Source organism: Sphingobacterium sp. GVS05A, assembly GCF_019969845.1.
Classification (GTDB): Bacteria; Bacteroidota; Bacteroidia; order Sphingobacteriales; family Sphingobacteriaceae; genus Sphingobacterium.
In genome coordinates, this window is the sequence record NZ_JAHXYR010000002.1 from 260,927 (window position 1) to 276,163 (window position 15,237).

The 15,237-nt window shown below is 37.6% G+C and carries 14 protein-coding genes; 4 read left to right on the forward strand and 10 right to left on the reverse strand.

Features of this window, described 5'->3' with window-relative positions; translation table 11 throughout:
- The first annotated feature begins 39 nt into the window (after nt 1-39).
- Nucleotides 40-879 (forward strand): sulfurtransferase, encoded by an 840-nt coding sequence (locus LC454_RS05890; RefSeq protein WP_223580572.1) that lies wholly within the window; start codon nt 40-42, stop codon nt 877-879.
- On the opposite strand, the gene LC454_RS05895 is transcribed toward LC454_RS05890, so the two are convergent.
- The 4 genes from LC454_RS05895 to gyrB form a co-directional block, all read right to left on the reverse strand.
- Complete coding sequence (locus LC454_RS05895; RefSeq protein WP_223580574.1) at nt 880-2,781, reverse strand: ATP-dependent DNA helicase RecQ; 1,902 nt, start codon at nt 2,779-2,781, stop codon at nt 880-882.
- Nucleotides 2,778-4,877: a ComEC/Rec2 family competence protein gene (locus tag LC454_RS05900; protein WP_223580576.1), complete on the reverse strand. Its 2,100-nt coding sequence runs from the start codon at nt 4,875-4,877 to the stop codon at nt 2,778-2,780. The genes LC454_RS05895 and LC454_RS05900 overlap by 4 nt, the downstream gene beginning before the upstream one ends.
- The gene (locus tag LC454_RS05905) at nt 4,865-6,844 is read right to left on the reverse strand and encodes a ComEA family DNA-binding protein (protein ID WP_223580578.1); all 1,980 of its coding nucleotides are present in this window, start codon (nt 6,842-6,844) and stop codon (nt 4,865-4,867) included. The genes LC454_RS05900 and LC454_RS05905 overlap by 13 nt, the downstream gene beginning before the upstream one ends.
- A gap of 214 nt (nt 6,845-7,058) precedes the next feature.
- On the reverse strand, nt 7,059-9,017 hold the full coding sequence (gene gyrB, locus LC454_RS05910) for a DNA topoisomerase (ATP-hydrolyzing) subunit B (protein WP_223580580.1): 1,959 nt from the start codon (nt 9,015-9,017) through the stop codon (nt 7,059-7,061).
- A 191-nt stretch (nt 9,018-9,208) separates the two neighbouring features.
- On the opposite strand from gyrB, the gene LC454_RS05915 reads away from it, so the two are divergent.
- Both LC454_RS05915 and LC454_RS05920 read left to right on the forward strand, forming a co-directional pair.
- Nucleotides 9,209-9,826 carry an OmpH family outer membrane protein gene (locus tag LC454_RS05915; protein WP_223580582.1) on the forward strand — a complete coding sequence of 206 codons (618 nt, stop codon included), beginning with the start codon at nt 9,209-9,211 and terminating at the stop codon, nt 9,824-9,826.
- Nucleotides 9,827-9,989: 163 nt separating this feature from the next.
- Nucleotides 9,990-10,895, forward strand: a complete 906-nt coding sequence (locus LC454_RS05920; RefSeq protein WP_223580584.1) for a CorA family divalent cation transporter — start codon at nt 9,990-9,992, stop codon at nt 10,893-10,895.
- Here LC454_RS05920 and tsaB read toward each other — a convergent pair.
- From tsaB to mscL, 5 genes are all read right to left on the reverse strand, one after another.
- Complete coding sequence (gene tsaB, locus LC454_RS05925) at nt 10,890-11,591, reverse strand: tRNA (adenosine(37)-N6)-threonylcarbamoyltransferase complex dimerization subunit type 1 TsaB (RefSeq protein ID WP_223580586.1); 702 nt, start codon at nt 11,589-11,591, stop codon at nt 10,890-10,892. The two genes, LC454_RS05920 and tsaB, sit on opposite strands and share 6 nt — an antisense overlap.
- Nucleotides 11,592-11,605: 14 nt before the next feature.
- The gene (gene yidD / locus LC454_RS05930; protein WP_223580587.1) at nt 11,606-11,860 is read right to left on the reverse strand and encodes a membrane protein insertion efficiency factor YidD; all 255 of its coding nucleotides are present in this window, start codon (nt 11,858-11,860) and stop codon (nt 11,606-11,608) included.
- A complete protein-coding gene (locus LC454_RS05935) occupies nt 11,823-12,239 on the reverse strand; it encodes a ribonuclease P protein component (protein ID WP_223580589.1) in 417 nt (138 codons plus the stop codon). Before LC454_RS05935 ends, yidD begins: the two co-directional genes overlap by 38 nt.
- A gap of 60 nt (nt 12,240-12,299) precedes the next feature.
- The gene (gene rpmH, locus LC454_RS05940; protein WP_075991291.1) at nt 12,300-12,458 is read right to left on the reverse strand and encodes a 50S ribosomal protein L34; all 159 of its coding nucleotides are present in this window, start codon (nt 12,456-12,458) and stop codon (nt 12,300-12,302) included.
- A 240-nt stretch (nt 12,459-12,698) separates the two neighbouring features.
- Nucleotides 12,699-13,106 carry a large-conductance mechanosensitive channel protein MscL gene (gene mscL, locus LC454_RS05945; RefSeq protein WP_120259590.1) on the reverse strand — a complete coding sequence of 136 codons (408 nt, stop codon included), beginning with the start codon at nt 13,104-13,106 and terminating at the stop codon, nt 12,699-12,701.
- A 284-nt stretch (nt 13,107-13,390) separates the two neighbouring features.
- Between mscL and LC454_RS05950 the strand changes: the two genes are divergently transcribed.
- On the forward strand, nt 13,391-14,032 hold the full coding sequence (locus tag LC454_RS05950) for a response regulator transcription factor (protein WP_223580591.1): 642 nt from the start codon (nt 13,391-13,393) through the stop codon (nt 14,030-14,032).
- A gap of 23 nt (nt 14,033-14,055) precedes the next feature.
- Here LC454_RS05950 and LC454_RS05955 read toward each other — a convergent pair whose 3' ends face one another.
- A complete protein-coding gene (locus LC454_RS05955; protein WP_223580593.1) occupies nt 14,056-15,198 on the reverse strand; it encodes a sugar phosphate isomerase/epimerase family protein in 1,143 nt (380 codons plus the stop codon).
- Between the last annotated feature and the right edge of the window lie 39 nt (nt 15,199-15,237).

The following is a 15,237-nucleotide window of genomic DNA, read 5'->3' on the forward strand; positions in this document are numbered from 1 at the left end:
CGGTCTGCTTTGTAATTTTGTGTACATAAGATCATTGTTATGTTATTCAAATCAGCCTTAATTAGTCCATCCGAACTTCAGGATACATTGGTCCAAAATGGAAATGTAATCCTACTAGACTGCACCATCGATAAGGTCGGTCAATCTTTAAAAGACGCAAAATTAGAATTACTTCCAAATTCATTATTTTTTGATATCGAGGGGAAATTCTCTGAGCACGCGGCTAAATTGCCCCATACCTTAGTATCTGAACAGGTGTTTGAGAAAGAAGCTCAAGCTTTAGGAATTGATCAGAACAGTATCGTTGTTTTATATGATAGATGGGGAGTTTATTCCAGTCCACGTGCCTGGTGGATGTTTAAAGTCATGGGGTTTGATCAGGTCTATATTTTAAATGGAGGAGTTCCTGCCTGGAAAAAAAATAAATTTGAACTAACAGACAGTTACAAGCAGCAGCATAATACGGGAAATTTCAAGGCACATTTCCAAAAAAACCTTTACGCTGACAAAGAGTATATCTTAGCACATTACAAAGCACCAGAAGTAAGTATTTTCGATGCTAGAAGTAAAGGAAGATTTATTGGTTTAGTTGCTGAACCCCGAAAAGGCCTTAATGGTGGACATATTCCACATTCCAAAAACCTGCCTTTCGAAGAATTGCTTGATGGTATTTATTATAAACAAGTTGATGAACTTAAGCAGCAATTTGATCAATTTAAAACAACAGGAAGTGAATACATATTTTCCTGTGGTTCGGGGGTAACTGCCTCTATCCTTGCCTTTGCATCGTATATTTCAGGCCAAACAAACATACGTGTATACGATGGTTCCTGGTCTGAATGGGGCCGAGAAGAACTTAACCTCCCAATAGAAAAATAATCAAAATAAAGTATTCCAGGAATAGAGCTTGTCCTCCAAACGAATTACTTCGGCATCCAGTAGGTCTCGGACAACCTCTATTCTTCTTTTTTCAGTTCCAAGGGTCAAACTGTCAATCAGGTCGTGAAGACTTTTAGGTGCCAACAACAAGCTGTTTTTTATCTCTTCCTTAATTTTAGCTCGCTGGCTTTCTTTATGTATACGCATTAAGCAGAGGTCACATACCTGGCAGAAACCTGCATTCTTTTCGCCAAAATAAAGCAGCAAGGACTGGCTGCGACAATGGGACTTTTCGATATAATCTATCATTCCATTGACCTGTTCCCCTTTGACCTGATGACGGTCGCGAATAAAGATATGATCGATGTACAGGTGTTTATAGTCAACACGATTTTGCAAAAATGTCAGCTGTGGTGCATCCGTAGAAGGGAGGTAACTCGCAATTTCCAATGCTTCCAGTGATTTTAGCAGTTCTACCACCCGACCGTATGGAACTCCAAGCTTATTTGCAAATTCATATTCATTAATTAGTATGTAATTCTCAAAAACGCCACCATAGGTACGTAAAATTGCCTTAATCAATTTATCATATTTCACATATTGCACTTGAACCTTATACAATTCTGTGCTATCAATTTCAAATTTGAAACGTGAGGGTATCGTTACCGCTTCTGACAACGTCAACCAACCATCGCGTTCCAAAAATTTCAATGCATTCATGACCGGCACCAAAGGCAATTGATATTTTTTGGCAAACGTAACCACATCAAAATCTATTGTCAGACCTTCGCCCGCTCCATAGGGAATCTGGAAATGATTACATAAATAATGATAAGTCTGTTGAATGAAAGGAACATCCGGAAAGCTGGCTTCCAAGTTATCAACAAGCTTTTTTTCATCATTCTTTTGATAAAGAATAACTGGATAAGCTTTTTTACCATCACGTCCGGCCCTACCAGCTTCCTGGTAATAAGCTTCCAGCGAATCAGGCAGATCTAGGTGAATTACAAAACGAACATCAGGTTTATCGATTCCCATACCAAAAGCATTTGTGGCAACGATAACACGAACAGCATTAGTCATCCAGCCATTCTGCTTCTGATCACGCTCTTGCCCCGGCAGTCCCGCATGATAGTAGTCTGATGCAATTCCATTGTTGATTAAAATACGTGCTATTTCCTGCGTCTCTCTCCGATTTCGAACATACACAATACCTGATCCACCCAGTTTATGAATAATACGCACCATCCGTCCCATTTTGTCCTCTTCCTCAATAGCCATATAGGCTAAATTGTCCCGAAGAAAACTTTTGACAAATACATTCTTCTGCGGAAAATTGAGTTTCTGCTGTATATCGACAATAACCCGTTCAGTTGCGGTTGCTGTCAGCGCTAAAAATGGCACTTTAGGATGAAGCTCTTTCAGTTTTGCTAACTCCAGATAAGGTGGCCTAAAATCATAACCCCATTGAGAAATACAATGTGCTTCATCGATAGCAAACAGATTGACGTTCATAAAGCGGATCCGCTCCCTGACAAGATCATTATACAATCGCTCAGGAGATAGGTAAAGAAACTTTATTTTTCCATAGACACAATTATCCAAGGTAATATCCACTTCCCTCTTTTTCATTCCTGAATAAATAGCGACTGCCTGAATACCGTTTTTCTTCAGATGTTCTACTTGATCTTTCATCAGCGCAATCAGCGGTGTTACCACGATGCAGATTCCCTCCATCATCAATGCTGGCACCTGAAAACAAATGGATTTCCCCCCTCCTGTAGGTAGTAAAGCAAGTGTATCTTTACCAGAAATAACTGACTGAATAATTTCTTCCTGTAATGGTCGAAATGATTCAAAACCCCAATATTGCCTTAAGATTGATATACTATCTAAAGTCATAAGCTCTCCTTATCCCAAACATACGCAAAATTATCTTTTATGATATAACTCTTTATACGCAAGCTGTCCAGTATGACCTGGGCTTTGAACGATTTTGTCAGTGAATTGGAACCATCAAGGATAACCTGTTTGGGTGAAATTATACGCACTGCCGCAGATAGTTTATGAATAGCATTCTTCCTAATGACCAATAGATCTGCTTGTGGTAGTGTATCTTTAAAATGCTCCATAATGACTACTTTTCCTATTGGTAGCTCTATTAAATAATTATTCCTTATAGCTTTACCATTTAATGGAATAAATTGAATATTGCCATCAGTAGTCAATACCTGGATTTCCCGACCGCAAGCATATTGCAGAGCTTTATGATTTAATGAATCAAAGGTGCTATAAATTACAGCCCGTCTATTCTTAAAATAAGCTACTGTTAGTTCATTTTTCGTATTGTATACCCGAAATCGCTCCATATTTTTATTTATCATCTGTTGATTGATGTCTATGATCATGATCCCAGTCACACAAAGGAGCCCCAGATAGTGATACTTTTTGTCTTTCCATTGATAGGCATACAAAAACGAAAAAATAGCCGCATATGAAAGAAAAAGGAGACCATTGTCAATGATATTGATTTTGATCGTTGAAAAGGCCAAATGATCAATGGAATTCAGGAAATAAAGCATAAATCTGATTAAATTTTCCAGAAGATTTCCCAAGATCTCATTTAACCAATCAATGGGATTGATTGTCATCACAAACCCCAGATACATTGCTAATGTTGAAGGGAAATCAACTAGTAGATTAGCCAGTAAAAAATAGGTAGGGAATTGTCCAAAATAATAGAGCGTAAGTGGTGTTGTCAAAATTTGTGCGGCTATAGAGATACCAACGGTATCCCTAAAAAAACGCAGTACCGGATTTTTTGCAACAATCATTTTTTCAAAAATTGGCAAAAATAATATCATGCCTAAGACCGCCAAAAATGAGAGCTGAAATCCCACATTCGTAACCGCCCTAGGAGACAAAAGCAAAATAACTGTTGCGGCAGCAACCAGCGCATTTAAAGTCGAACTATTTCGTTTAAAATATTGTGCGGATAAAACAAAACTTATCATAATAGCAGAGCGGGTAATAGGTGGATCTAAGCCCGTAATAAAAGCGTATAGCCAAATCGCGGAAAATGTTATTACAACAGGCACCCAGTTCAACATTAACGGCAAGGGAATATATCTAAATACGAGCGATAAAAACCCGAAAAGCACTGCCACATGCATTCCAGAAACGCTCAATACATGTATCGTTCCCGTATTTGTAAATGTCCTTATGGTATCTTCATCAAGATTATTACGAAAACCGTATATCAAAGCAGCTACAATGGAGAAGTGTTCCTCTTTCTTAAAATAATTCCGAAGTTTCTTTAAAAAATACCCCCGTATTTCTAGCGCCATACCGGTAATATCGGCGGATTGGGAAGCTCCTTTTTCGATTGTGGTACAGCTATCCGTTCGTAAGAAAATTTGATGATAGATATCGGCTCTTTCCAAGTGTTCTTTATAGTCAAACTCGAGTGGATTCAATGGCGGAGGTACGCTTACCATTTTACCGGCTAACCAAATCCGATCGGCATATTGAAACTGGTCTTTCACTCTAGACTTTAAGGAGATCATAATCTTGCCGGTAGTTGCAATAAAACCTCCCTGGCTATAACCACCTATTACCTCAGCTGAGAATCGAATGACACCGGACTTAGCTTTAGGCTCCTCAGTAATATCCACAACATAGTTATCTAACTCAAAATGTGAAAAATGATTTGTGACGTAAAGCGGGTCGTTACGCCAAAATTGCCACACAGCAAATAACAGGACCAGCATATAATATCCGATAAGATAGCTATATTTAAAGAGTCTTCCTTTGAGTATATAGCAACAAAGGGTTATTCCTGTTAACAGGAACAAGCTATATTGCAGGTATTGAAACCATACAGGTGAGAGCTTTAGCACTGGAGCTGTAAAAAGCCCAATAGCGTAAACCGAAGCAATCTTTAGTATAGGAATTCGTTCCAGCTTTTGATAAAAACTCAATTCCTTCATAATTGCCATCTCAATTGCAGCTTGATTTCGGACTTTCTATTACCGCTGATCTCATCCAATCCTGTACCGATGACGTCTTTATCAGGATAATAATAAACGCCATACTTTGCCCATATATCAAGATTATGGTTTATTCTATACCTTAAATTCAGATATGCACGCCAGCCTTTCATATTATACATTCCAAATCCTGAAGCATATAACACATCGTTCTCATAAGCATAGATCCGATTATCATAAGTATCAGCTTGAAAATAGGCTATCCGTGAATTCAATTGAATTTTTCCGACATCTGGTTTCCAGAAAACATCCTGATAAAATAGATAGCCCAAGCTATTATCCTCATATTCTTTCTGGAATAAATTAGCTTCAGCTCGGGAACGAATAGTCCAGATACGATTCAATTTATATTGAAACTCTATACGAACTTGTTGTTTTGAGCTATTCGCCAGTCCTGATTCAGTTTGCCCCTCTCCTAAATAATCTGTCTGTTTTAATCGATTTCTATACCTCAACGTGAGTTGTCCCCTCTTATACCATATATAACTGAGTTGACTAAAAAAGTCCGCACCTACAGATGCGGTATCGGCCTGATATTTAGCCTCTGGGAATCGAAATATATCAATGTAACTGGACCAAACTAACTTTCTTGCCAATTGATAGCTAAGTCCCGCATAAATTCCCTCTTCATTTGAGTTGTTACTCGATTCACCAAAGCCCTGCCCATAAAAAGTATGGTAGTTTTTTCTATAATTCCGAACAAGAACAACTGTGGATACGCGTGAGTGTAAGCTGACAATTGACCCCAATAACATAGCCGATCCACCATCTAGACTACTGGCATATTCTCCAAATAGATGGGCATTTCGGAACGTATAGTTTGTATATAGACTTATATTTTGCAACAAATCGCCTTCGAAATCATACTGCTGTCTTTTGCCCGTCCCTTTGAGCTTAATCGCATCCAATTGAGATTGATTGAAATTGACTCCTATTTTGAATCGATTATGTCGCCATAAAACATTCACCCCATAAGTCATTTGATGTGCAGCATTTCTATAGCGTTGCTCAGTTGCTGTCCGGTGTAATCCTGATTTTGCAATCGTCTTAATTACCCTAGATTCTATATTATCGGATACATTAGCATCGATGTTCTGGTATGAAAAATATGGTGTGATCTCAAATCGCCACAGTTGTAAGGTTCCAGTAATCCCGCGCATAAAATTAACCTCATTTAATGACGTGTATTGCTTCACACCGATTCCTTGTCTGGCGGTATTCTGTACGAGTCCTCCCTTACCAAAGCTCAAACCATTCCACATGCTAAGTCCCTGACCAAATTGCAATGCATAATCTCCAATGACAAGGTTGCGGACTGGACCAATGGACTTAACGAATAAACTTACTCCATAAAAATCAAATCCTAATTTTTGCTTATCCCTAAAAAATGGCTCGCCAGCATCCTTTTCCATATTTATTGCTAAGCGAATTTTATCTTTTAGATTAGCCCGATATCGGAAGGCATATCGGTTGGGGTCTCCCAGGTAACGGGATCTTGTGGTATCTATAATTTGGTACCCTTTTGTTTTCTCTATGGTCCGTCCATAACGCAATATAAATTCGTGTGATAAATCATTGAATTTGCTTCCAGTAAATGGACTAGCCTCTCCGACTTTAACGAAAGGCAACAATAAGCTCACAATCCGTGTATTAAACCCCTCAATGGACTGGATCTCCAAGATATTGATAAAGTCGCCGGAAACCTGACGATGCTCAATCAACCGCTGCAACAATAAAGGATCTATAAATTGTAATTCGATTAGTTCTGTCCCATCAGTCTTATTCAGATCAATTGGATTTTTTAGATAGTAAGTCCATTTTTCACTTAGTTCACTTAAATCGGTATCTTCGGGTAGTTCCTCCGATAAACTTTCAAATAGTTCTTCAAGGTTGATTTTTTCATTTGTTTGCGCCATACAGGTTATCCCAATAAAATAACCTATAAAGAGCAAAATTTTGCTACAATATTTCATAATAGGTTCTATTAAATATTGGCTATCCGTTGGTTGAAGAAGCACTTATCCCGGCAGAAAAATGATTCCTTTGTATTAAGTTAGAAAATAAAATGGAATAAAAAAAGGTCTGATGAAAAATTTCATCAGACCTTTTATTTTCGCTATAAAATTGTGCTTAGATATCAATTTTTGCGTAACGTGCATTTTTCTCAATAAATTCACGACGAGGTGCAACTTCGTCTCCCATTAACATCGAAAAAATACGGTCACATTCAGCAGCATTTTCAATAGTTACCTGACGCAAAGTACGCGTCTCAGGATTCATTGTTGTATCCCATAATTGCTCCGCATTCATCTCACCTAGACCTTTATAGCGCTGTACGTGTACACTATCTTCTTTACCTGTTCCTTTTAGACGCTGAATAGCATTCATACGTTGGTCTTCATTCCATGCATACTCATGTTCTTTACCCTTTTTCACAAGATACAAAGGAGGAGTAGCAATGTATACATATCCTCTTTCGATCAATTCTTTCATATATCTAAAATAGAATGTCAGAATCAAAGTCGTAATGTGGGAACCATCCACGTCGGCATCGGTCATGATAATGATACGGTGGTAACGTAATTTGTCAATATTCAACGCTTTGGCATCTTCAGCGGTACCAACGCTTACGCCTAAAGCGGTAAACATATTTTTGATCTCTTCATTTTCATAGATCTTATGCTCCATTGCTTTTTCAACGTTCAGGATCTTACCTCGTAATGGCATAATGGCTTGGTGCTTCCGGTCACGGCCAGACTTAGCTGTCCCCCCCGCAGAATCCCCCTCGACAAAATAAATCTCACATTTGGTAGGGTCATTATCTTGACAATCGGCCAATTTACCTGGAAGTCCGGAACCGCCCATTACAGTTTTGCGTTGTACCAAGTCACGAGCTTTACGTGCCGCTGCGCGCGCCTGGGCTGCGATAACAACCTTTTGAACAATAGATTTCGCTTCACGTGGGTTTTCTTCAAGGTAAACACCTAAAATCTCACCAACAGCTACATCAACAGCTCCCATTACCTCGGAGTTACCTAACTTGGTTTTTGTCTGCCCTTCAAATTGAGGCTCAGCAACCTTCACCGAAATGACAGCAGTCAATCCCTCACGGAAATCATCGCCTGTAATTTCGACTTTTAAGTTTTTAAGCAAACCTGATTTATCAGCATATGCTTTCAAGGTACGTGTCAGACCTCTGCGGAAACCCGCGACATGTGACCCACCCTCGATCGTGTTGATATTATTTACATAAGAATGGACATTCTCAGAATAAGTATCATTATATTGTAAAGCCAACTCCACAGGAATACCTTGTTTGATTCCCTCTACATAGATTGGTTCAGGAATTAATGCTTGACGCGTGCCATCCAAGAATTTGACAAATTCTTTCAAACCACCTTCAGAATGGAAAGTTTCTTTTTTTTCTGAACCGTCTTCGTTGGTTTCACGCTCGTCCTCCAAAGTAAGGCTTACTCCTTTATTCAAGAATGCAAGCTCACGAAGTCGGTTGGCCAAAGTATCGTAATTATATACCGTGGTCTGTGTGAATATTGTTGCATCTGGATGGAATGTTACAATTGTACCTGTCTTATCAGAGACACCAACTTCTTTTACATCGTATAAAGGTTTACCGATTTGATACTCTTGTTGGTATACTTTTCCATCGCGGTGTACCTCAGCTTTCAAAAGTGTAGACAATGCGTTCACACAAGATACCCCCACACCATGTAGACCCCCAGATACTTTGTATGTATCTTTGTCAAACTTACCACCAGCATGTAATACCGTCATAACGAGCTCCAACGCTGATTTATTCTCTTTTTTGTTGATTCCGGTAGGGATACCACGACCGTTATCCCGAACAGAAATTGAATTGTCTTTATGGATGGTAACAAAGATATCTGTACAGTACCCTGCTACAGCTTCGTCGATTGAATTGTCTACAACCTCGTATACCAAGTGGTGTAATCCTTTTACACCGGTATCACCAATATACATGGATGGACGCTTACGAACCGCCTCTAAACCCTCTAATACCTGAATATTATCGGCCGAGTAGGTGGATGCATTTTTCTTTTCTTCGCTCATTGAAAAACTGTTAAATGTAATATTCAAAAATACGAAATTTTGGCCGATTTATCAAGTCTGTGGTGAAGTATTAAATGGATAATCCGAAACAATTAAGTGGTCGATAATTTTACTTTTTTATGGTTAAAAATTAGAATTTCGATTTTTTTATGTTAGGTTTGTTTCAGTATTAATTCGCAAATAATAAAAAAATGAACACTATATTTTCAATTGTATCGAAAGTTTCCTTTGGTCTTTTATTGGCTGGAACAATCGTATCATGTAATCAAGGTGCGAAAACGCAAAATGAACCTTCCAAAAATGATTCAAACGCTGTAAGCAAAGAGAGTCAAGGCAGCAGCAAGGATAAAATCGTTTATTTAAATTCTGATTCACTTTCGGAAAAATATCAATATTTTAAAGACATCAAATCAAAGCTTGAAAACAAAGTAAAAAAAGCGCAAGCTGATCTTCAAGCTAAAAGTGCTGCGTTTCAACGTGAGGTGGCTGACTATCAAAAAAATGCCGCTACAATGTCTGCTGCAGATAGACAAGCTACCGAACAAAAATTAGCGCGCAAACAAGATGAGTTGGCAAGATTAGATCAGACGGCTTCTTCATCCCTCGCTAAAGATGAGTCAGAAGAATTCAACAACGTGTATAATAAAATCACTGAGTTTTTGAAAAAACATGCTTCAGATAACGGTTATAAACTTGTACTGACTTATTCTAAATCTAATCCTACTGTATTATATGCTGATCCTTCTCTGGAAATCACCAATGAAGTAATCAAACAGTTAAATGACGAATACAAATCTTCCAACAAATAAGAAGACTAAAATAATATCAGGAAAGCCATCATAACATTTGATGGCTTTTTTGATTTATTAAGCCTCTGAGCCTACTGATTAAAAAGCACACCCCAATCCCCCTCTGCAAATATTGGCAACAAACAAAATTGTTTAGTATCTTGTCTTTGTATAAATTAGATTTATGATCAAAACGATTGTTGAAAAAGAAATCGCAAATTACGAATGGATTGATATTTCCGAGCCTACCTCAGAAGATTTTGCGTTCATCAAGGAAAGATATAATCTAAATGATGCCTCCATTAAGGATTCCAAGGAACCGGATCATCTCCCTAAAATTGAAGAATTTGAAAACTACACGTTTGTTATTCTCCGGGTCATGTCTGATAGTTTCAAAGAGAATTCGGATAGTATAGGCGAAGTAACAGACCGCCTAACAATCTTCTATGGGAGCGATTTTGTAATCACTGTACATAAACGCCGTATTGAGTTTTTAGAGAAGCTCAAAAACATTGAGTTTACGAGTATAAAGACAAAAAATAGCCGAAAACTGGCTGTATTTATTACCACAGCTGCGGTTTTCACTTTCAGTAAAACATTGGAGCAACTGTCAACACGTATCGATTCTTATGAGGAACTGATTTTTCTGAAACGCATGAAGCAACAGCCTGTACTGAAAAATCTATATTTCATCAAACGGCAAATAGATGTCGCCAGAAAAGTTATTTTCTTGTATAAGGAGGTCATCGAACATTTTCATTCATCCTCCAAAAAAGACGTATACACGCGAGACTTAAAAGATCTTCAAATACGCACCTCGACATTGTATGAAAACTTATCTGAGAATGTTGCGCAATTATTGAATGTATTCTTTAATATATCATCAAATCATACGAACGAAATCATGCGTATTTTGACGATTTTCTCAGTCTTTTTTATGCCGATTACATTTGTGGCTGGAGTATATGGAATGAATTTTAAAAATATGCCAGAACTAGAATGGTATTATGGTTACCCCATTGCTATGGCAATCATGGTTGCTATTTCGATGGCCATTTACTTATGGTTCAAAAGAAAAGGTTGGCTATAAGCCAACCTTTTTCTTTGTCATTACCACAAAGTCTTTCAGATAGAAAGGCTCAAAATAGGCAACATCCTCGAATTCTTTATTTTGAAATTTATCAAACGCCAACTGCGATAAAAATGCAGCCGAATCTTTAAACCCCAACTGCACATTCACCCGATCGTTGGTATCAAACAATGTATCAAATTTATCAGCACCTGAGCCAAATAGATTAACACAATTGTATGTAGTCAACAGTTCTTCATAATAATCAGCGTCAATGATTTCTGCCGAAGTAGGTTTTACAAGGTCGCGCTTATGGTCATAAATTGCAGAATATACTTCCATGCGACGTGCATCCAACATTGGTATAAAAGCTTCGTTTTCTTGCAGTCCAAATTGCTCTTGATATCCAAAAAACAATGCTTCAAGCGTATTGATCGCAATCAAAGGTATATCTAAACCATAACAAAGACCTTTCGCTGTAGACACACCAATACGCAGCCCTGTATAAGATCCAGGTCCCATGCTCACCGCTATCGCTGCCAGTTCTTTCATAGAACGTTCTGTTTCAGACAAAATTTGTTCGATCAAAACAGTCAGTTTAGCCGCATGTGCATTAGGTTCGTCAAGATCTATCACAGCCAATGTCTGTCCATTTTCGCTTAAAGCAACCGAACAAACGGTGGTTGAGGTATCAATTTGTAAAATTAAATTATTCATCGTTTATATTGAGATCAAGGTACAGGATCATGGCCATGGCCGCCCCAAGGATTACAACGTCCAATTCGCTTCAAAGCCATCCAGCCCCCTTTAAAAGGCCCATATTTTAGAATAGCCTCCCTGCCATATTGAGAACAAGTAGGTGTATACCGGCAATTGGCACCCAAGAATGGTGAAATAAATAGTTGATAGAAACGAATAATAGCTAAGAAAATAAAACTAAAGAAAGGTTTAATTCCCTTTTTCCAAATAAGCATCAGCACATTCATCCTGTAATTTTTTCAGCATTTTATTCATCGCGGTATGGAACACATCATATGCTAAGATATGTTTGCCCACGTATTGAATAGCTAAATACAAAGTTACATTATGTTTCAACAAAAAAGGAATCAAATCATTCGATTTCTGAAGACGATAGCCTTCACGCATCATACGCTTTATCGCATTACGATCTACTGCTCTTTTGAACCTACGTTTGGAAACTGATATAATAGACTGACAGGGGGGGAAATTTTCAGTCTCACTGTTTTTTTCGAATACAAAAACAATTCTAAAAGGGTACAAAACAAAAGAAGAACCGCTTTTAAAAAGCGTATCAATACGCCTTTTCGCACATAACCGTTCTTCTTTTGTAAATGTATTTCTCATACGATGACTTGATCTTATCAGAAAAAGCTCTTATAAGCGGCCACCGATCCTTGTCAAAGATTAACCTTTGTGACGGTATTCGTCAGACACTGTAAGACGTTTTCTACCTTTAGCTCTACGTGAAGCTAATACTCTTCTACCGTTTGCAGAGCTCATGCGCTCTCTAAAACCGTGTTTGTTTCTTCTTTTTCTTTGCGATGGCTGAAATGTTCTTTTCATGACGCTATTATGCTAATTTGTTCTTACTTCAATTAATACAAAACTCCCCAAGAGGAATGCAAAAGTAAAGTTTATTTTAGACAAAAACAAACAATATTGAGAACATTTAGACTTTAAGTAAAAAGTCATCTCTAATTTATTCATTGACAGCCTAAAAAACCAATTTACAAATTGCACAAGAATAAAAACCAGAGAAGTGCTACTCCTCTGGTTTATTCGAAATCAAATAAAAATTTGAAATTATTTAGTTTTCAGAATATCTCGGATCTCTGTCAACAATGTTTCTTCTTTTGTTGGTGCAGCTGGAGCGGCAGGAGCAGCCTCCTCTTTGCGTTTTAACGAATTTAATGCTTTAATAACAGTGAAAATACATAATGCAACAATTATAAACTGGATGACCACATTGATAAAATTCCCATAATTAATAGAAACTTCAGCTTGTTTTGTAGCCTCATCAGCAACTTTAAGTATAATTTTCTTGGATGCAAAATCTACGCCACCTGTTAAATAACCTATGGGTGGCATGATAATATCGTCAACCAATGAGGTAACAATTTTACCAAATGCCCCACCGATAACAACACCGACAGCCAAATCAACAACGCTACCGCGCATTGCGAACTCTTTAAATTCTTTTAAAAATCCCATATTAAAACCATTTAATCTTTTAAAATTTTACCAAAACTAGTAATTGTCACATAAATCTAATTAAAATAAACCACTTTTTTATCGCGAGTCTTTTATTGTCCTATATTTTTGCTTCTTAAATCCTATTTTTAAAATTATGACCTAAAACGATATGCTCAAGTTTTTTATTAACTTAATTTGCTATATTTGCTCGTTAACTAGGGCAAAATATCAAGATATATTGTATATTGATAGTACTTTAAATTTCGTACGGTAATTAAAGCCCAGAATAATATAAAGTATCTATGAAGAAGATTCTTATTGCAGACGACCACGGTATTGTACGACTCGGAGCTTCCGTTATTATTAAGGAGACCCTTAAAAAAGCGGAAATATTTCAAGCCGAAAATTTCGACGAGGTACTAGAAAAGATAAAACTGGAAGATTTCGATCTATTATTACTGGACATCAATATGCCAGGAGGAAACAATATTAGAGTTGTTGAAGAAATCCTACAGATTCAACCTACTATAAAAATTCTAATTTTCTCATCTTATGATGAATCATTGTATGCTTTACGTTATATTGAAGCTGGAGCAGTAGGCTATCTCAATAAAACTACCGCGATGGCAGAATTGAGCCACGCTATATTAGCTATCCAAGAAAGAGGTAAGTATATGTCGAGCAATGTGCAGGATTTATACGTCCAAAAATTGACTCAGAGTAAATCCGAACTTACGAAATTAAACCCATTGGCACGCTTGTCAAACAGAGAGGTGGATGTAGCAAAACAACTGATCAAAGGTCTAGGAATCATTGAAGTATCGGGCCTACTTGAGCTAAGCCCATCAACCGTGAGTACCTATAAAAGCAGGATATTTGAGAAATTAAATGTTTCCAATATTCCTGAACTAATTGAACTTTTCAGAATACACTCCAGCAATTAGAAGATTGTTGGAGTGTATTTTTTTTAGATCAGATCATCCATCGTAGTAACCGGAATATCTTTTGCATTGATATCTTTTAAAGGTTCAGATTTTTTATAAGTGTAACCAACCTCAGCTTCCAAATCCCATAACATAGGAGCTAAGAAATTAAGACAGGTCGTAAATCCCTGTACTGTTGCTGAGAAATCACCCGTATCTTTTGAATTTTTTGCCTCATTTTCAATTTCAAAAGGCCCTTTGAATCCACGTTCCTGAAGTAGATCAACAAAACCACGCCAATCCATGCTATCTGATCCACCAAATCCTGGAAGCATCGCTTCATAATGATGTCTATCCCAGTCATGCCCCGGAATACTCACATTCGCTTTTTTTGCTAGTTCAGCATCAACATGTTGCATGGGATACATTCCACCCCAGTCTACACGAGCAGTTGTTTGCAGATTTCGCGTAGTTTTCACATGTATACGCTGCAATCTACTGATATCAGTATTACGAATAATATCAATTGGGTTTGTATTTTGCCAAACATCATGTGAAGGATCGTAAATTTCACCATGTGCTTTACTAGGAACCATTGCATACATCAATTTACGTGCTGCCAAGACGGCAGGTAAGTTGTTGTAGGTAGAACTATACCTTGAAGAACGCCAGCCCTCCATAGGACAGTTTTCATATAGTATTGTTACCCCAAGACTCTCAGCGTAATTAACAATTGGTGCAAATACGCGTTTATACTCATCCAGGTTTTTTTGAAATCCATCTAGCTGATTTCCCAATTCGTGATTATAACCGACGAAAGTACCAACTTTGACATTATTCTCATCACCACCCAACAAATGGGCAATCCGGATCAATTTTAATAGGTGATTCTGGTTTTTCACACGCTGTTCGGGATCCCCTCCAATCATATTCTCAAAGGCTCCAAGTGAAAGCTTTAAATCGGCCTGATTAAACAATTCTAGCGTCTCTTTAGCTTTTACTGGTGTAAATCCCTCATAGTCTAAATGTGTAGCTGTATGGTCCTCGCGTGTACCATCTTTTCTGAAAACACAAAGGTCAATTCCACCGGCGCCAATTCTTTTTGTTGTTTGAATCAATTCTGGTAGTGACAATTTATCAAAGGCAGAACTCATCACCCATACAGGGTTATTTAATTTTGTAGTCATAGCTTGTATAATTGTATTATATCGGTATTTAAAGATACT

Excerpts from the sequence above, each read along its gene's own strand:
- LC454_RS05890 (WP_223580572.1), top strand. The coding sequence starts at position 40 with ATGTTATTCAAATCAGCCTTAATTAGTCCATCCGAACTTCAGGATACA.
- LC454_RS05895 (WP_223580574.1), bottom strand. The coding sequence starts at position 2,781 with ATGACTTTAGATAGTATATCAATCTTAAGGCAATATTGGGGTTTTGAA.
- LC454_RS05900 (WP_223580576.1), bottom strand. The coding sequence starts at position 4,877 with ATGGCAATTATGAAGGAATTGAGTTTTTATCAAAAGCTGGAACGAATT.
- LC454_RS05905 (WP_223580578.1), bottom strand. The coding sequence starts at position 6,844 with ATGGCGCAAACAAATGAAAAAATCAACCTTGAAGAACTATTTGAAAGT.
- gyrB (WP_223580580.1), bottom strand. The coding sequence starts at position 9,017 with ATGAGCGAAGAAAAGAAAAATGCATCCACCTACTCGGCCGATAATATT.
- LC454_RS05915 (WP_223580582.1), top strand. The coding sequence starts at position 9,209 with ATGAACACTATATTTTCAATTGTATCGAAAGTTTCCTTTGGTCTTTTA.
- LC454_RS05920 (WP_223580584.1), top strand. The coding sequence starts at position 9,990 with ATGATCAAAACGATTGTTGAAAAAGAAATCGCAAATTACGAATGGATT.
- tsaB (WP_223580586.1), bottom strand. The coding sequence starts at position 11,591 with ATGAATAATTTAATTTTACAAATTGATACCTCAACCACCGTTTGTTCG.
- yidD (WP_223580587.1), bottom strand. The coding sequence starts at position 11,860 with ATGAATGTGCTGATGCTTATTTGGAAAAAGGGAATTAAACCTTTCTTT.
- LC454_RS05935 (WP_223580589.1), bottom strand. The coding sequence starts at position 12,239 with ATGAGAAATACATTTACAAAAGAAGAACGGTTATGTGCGAAAAGGCGT.
- rpmH (WP_075991291.1), bottom strand. The coding sequence starts at position 12,458 with ATGAAAAGAACATTTCAGCCATCGCAAAGAAAAAGAAGAAACAAACAC.
- mscL (WP_120259590.1), bottom strand. The coding sequence starts at position 13,106 with ATGGGATTTTTAAAAGAATTTAAAGAGTTCGCAATGCGCGGTAGCGTT.
- LC454_RS05950 (WP_223580591.1), top strand. The coding sequence starts at position 13,391 with ATGAAGAAGATTCTTATTGCAGACGACCACGGTATTGTACGACTCGGA.
- LC454_RS05955 (WP_223580593.1), bottom strand. The coding sequence starts at position 15,198 with ATGACTACAAAATTAAATAACCCTGTATGGGTGATGAGTTCTGCCTTT.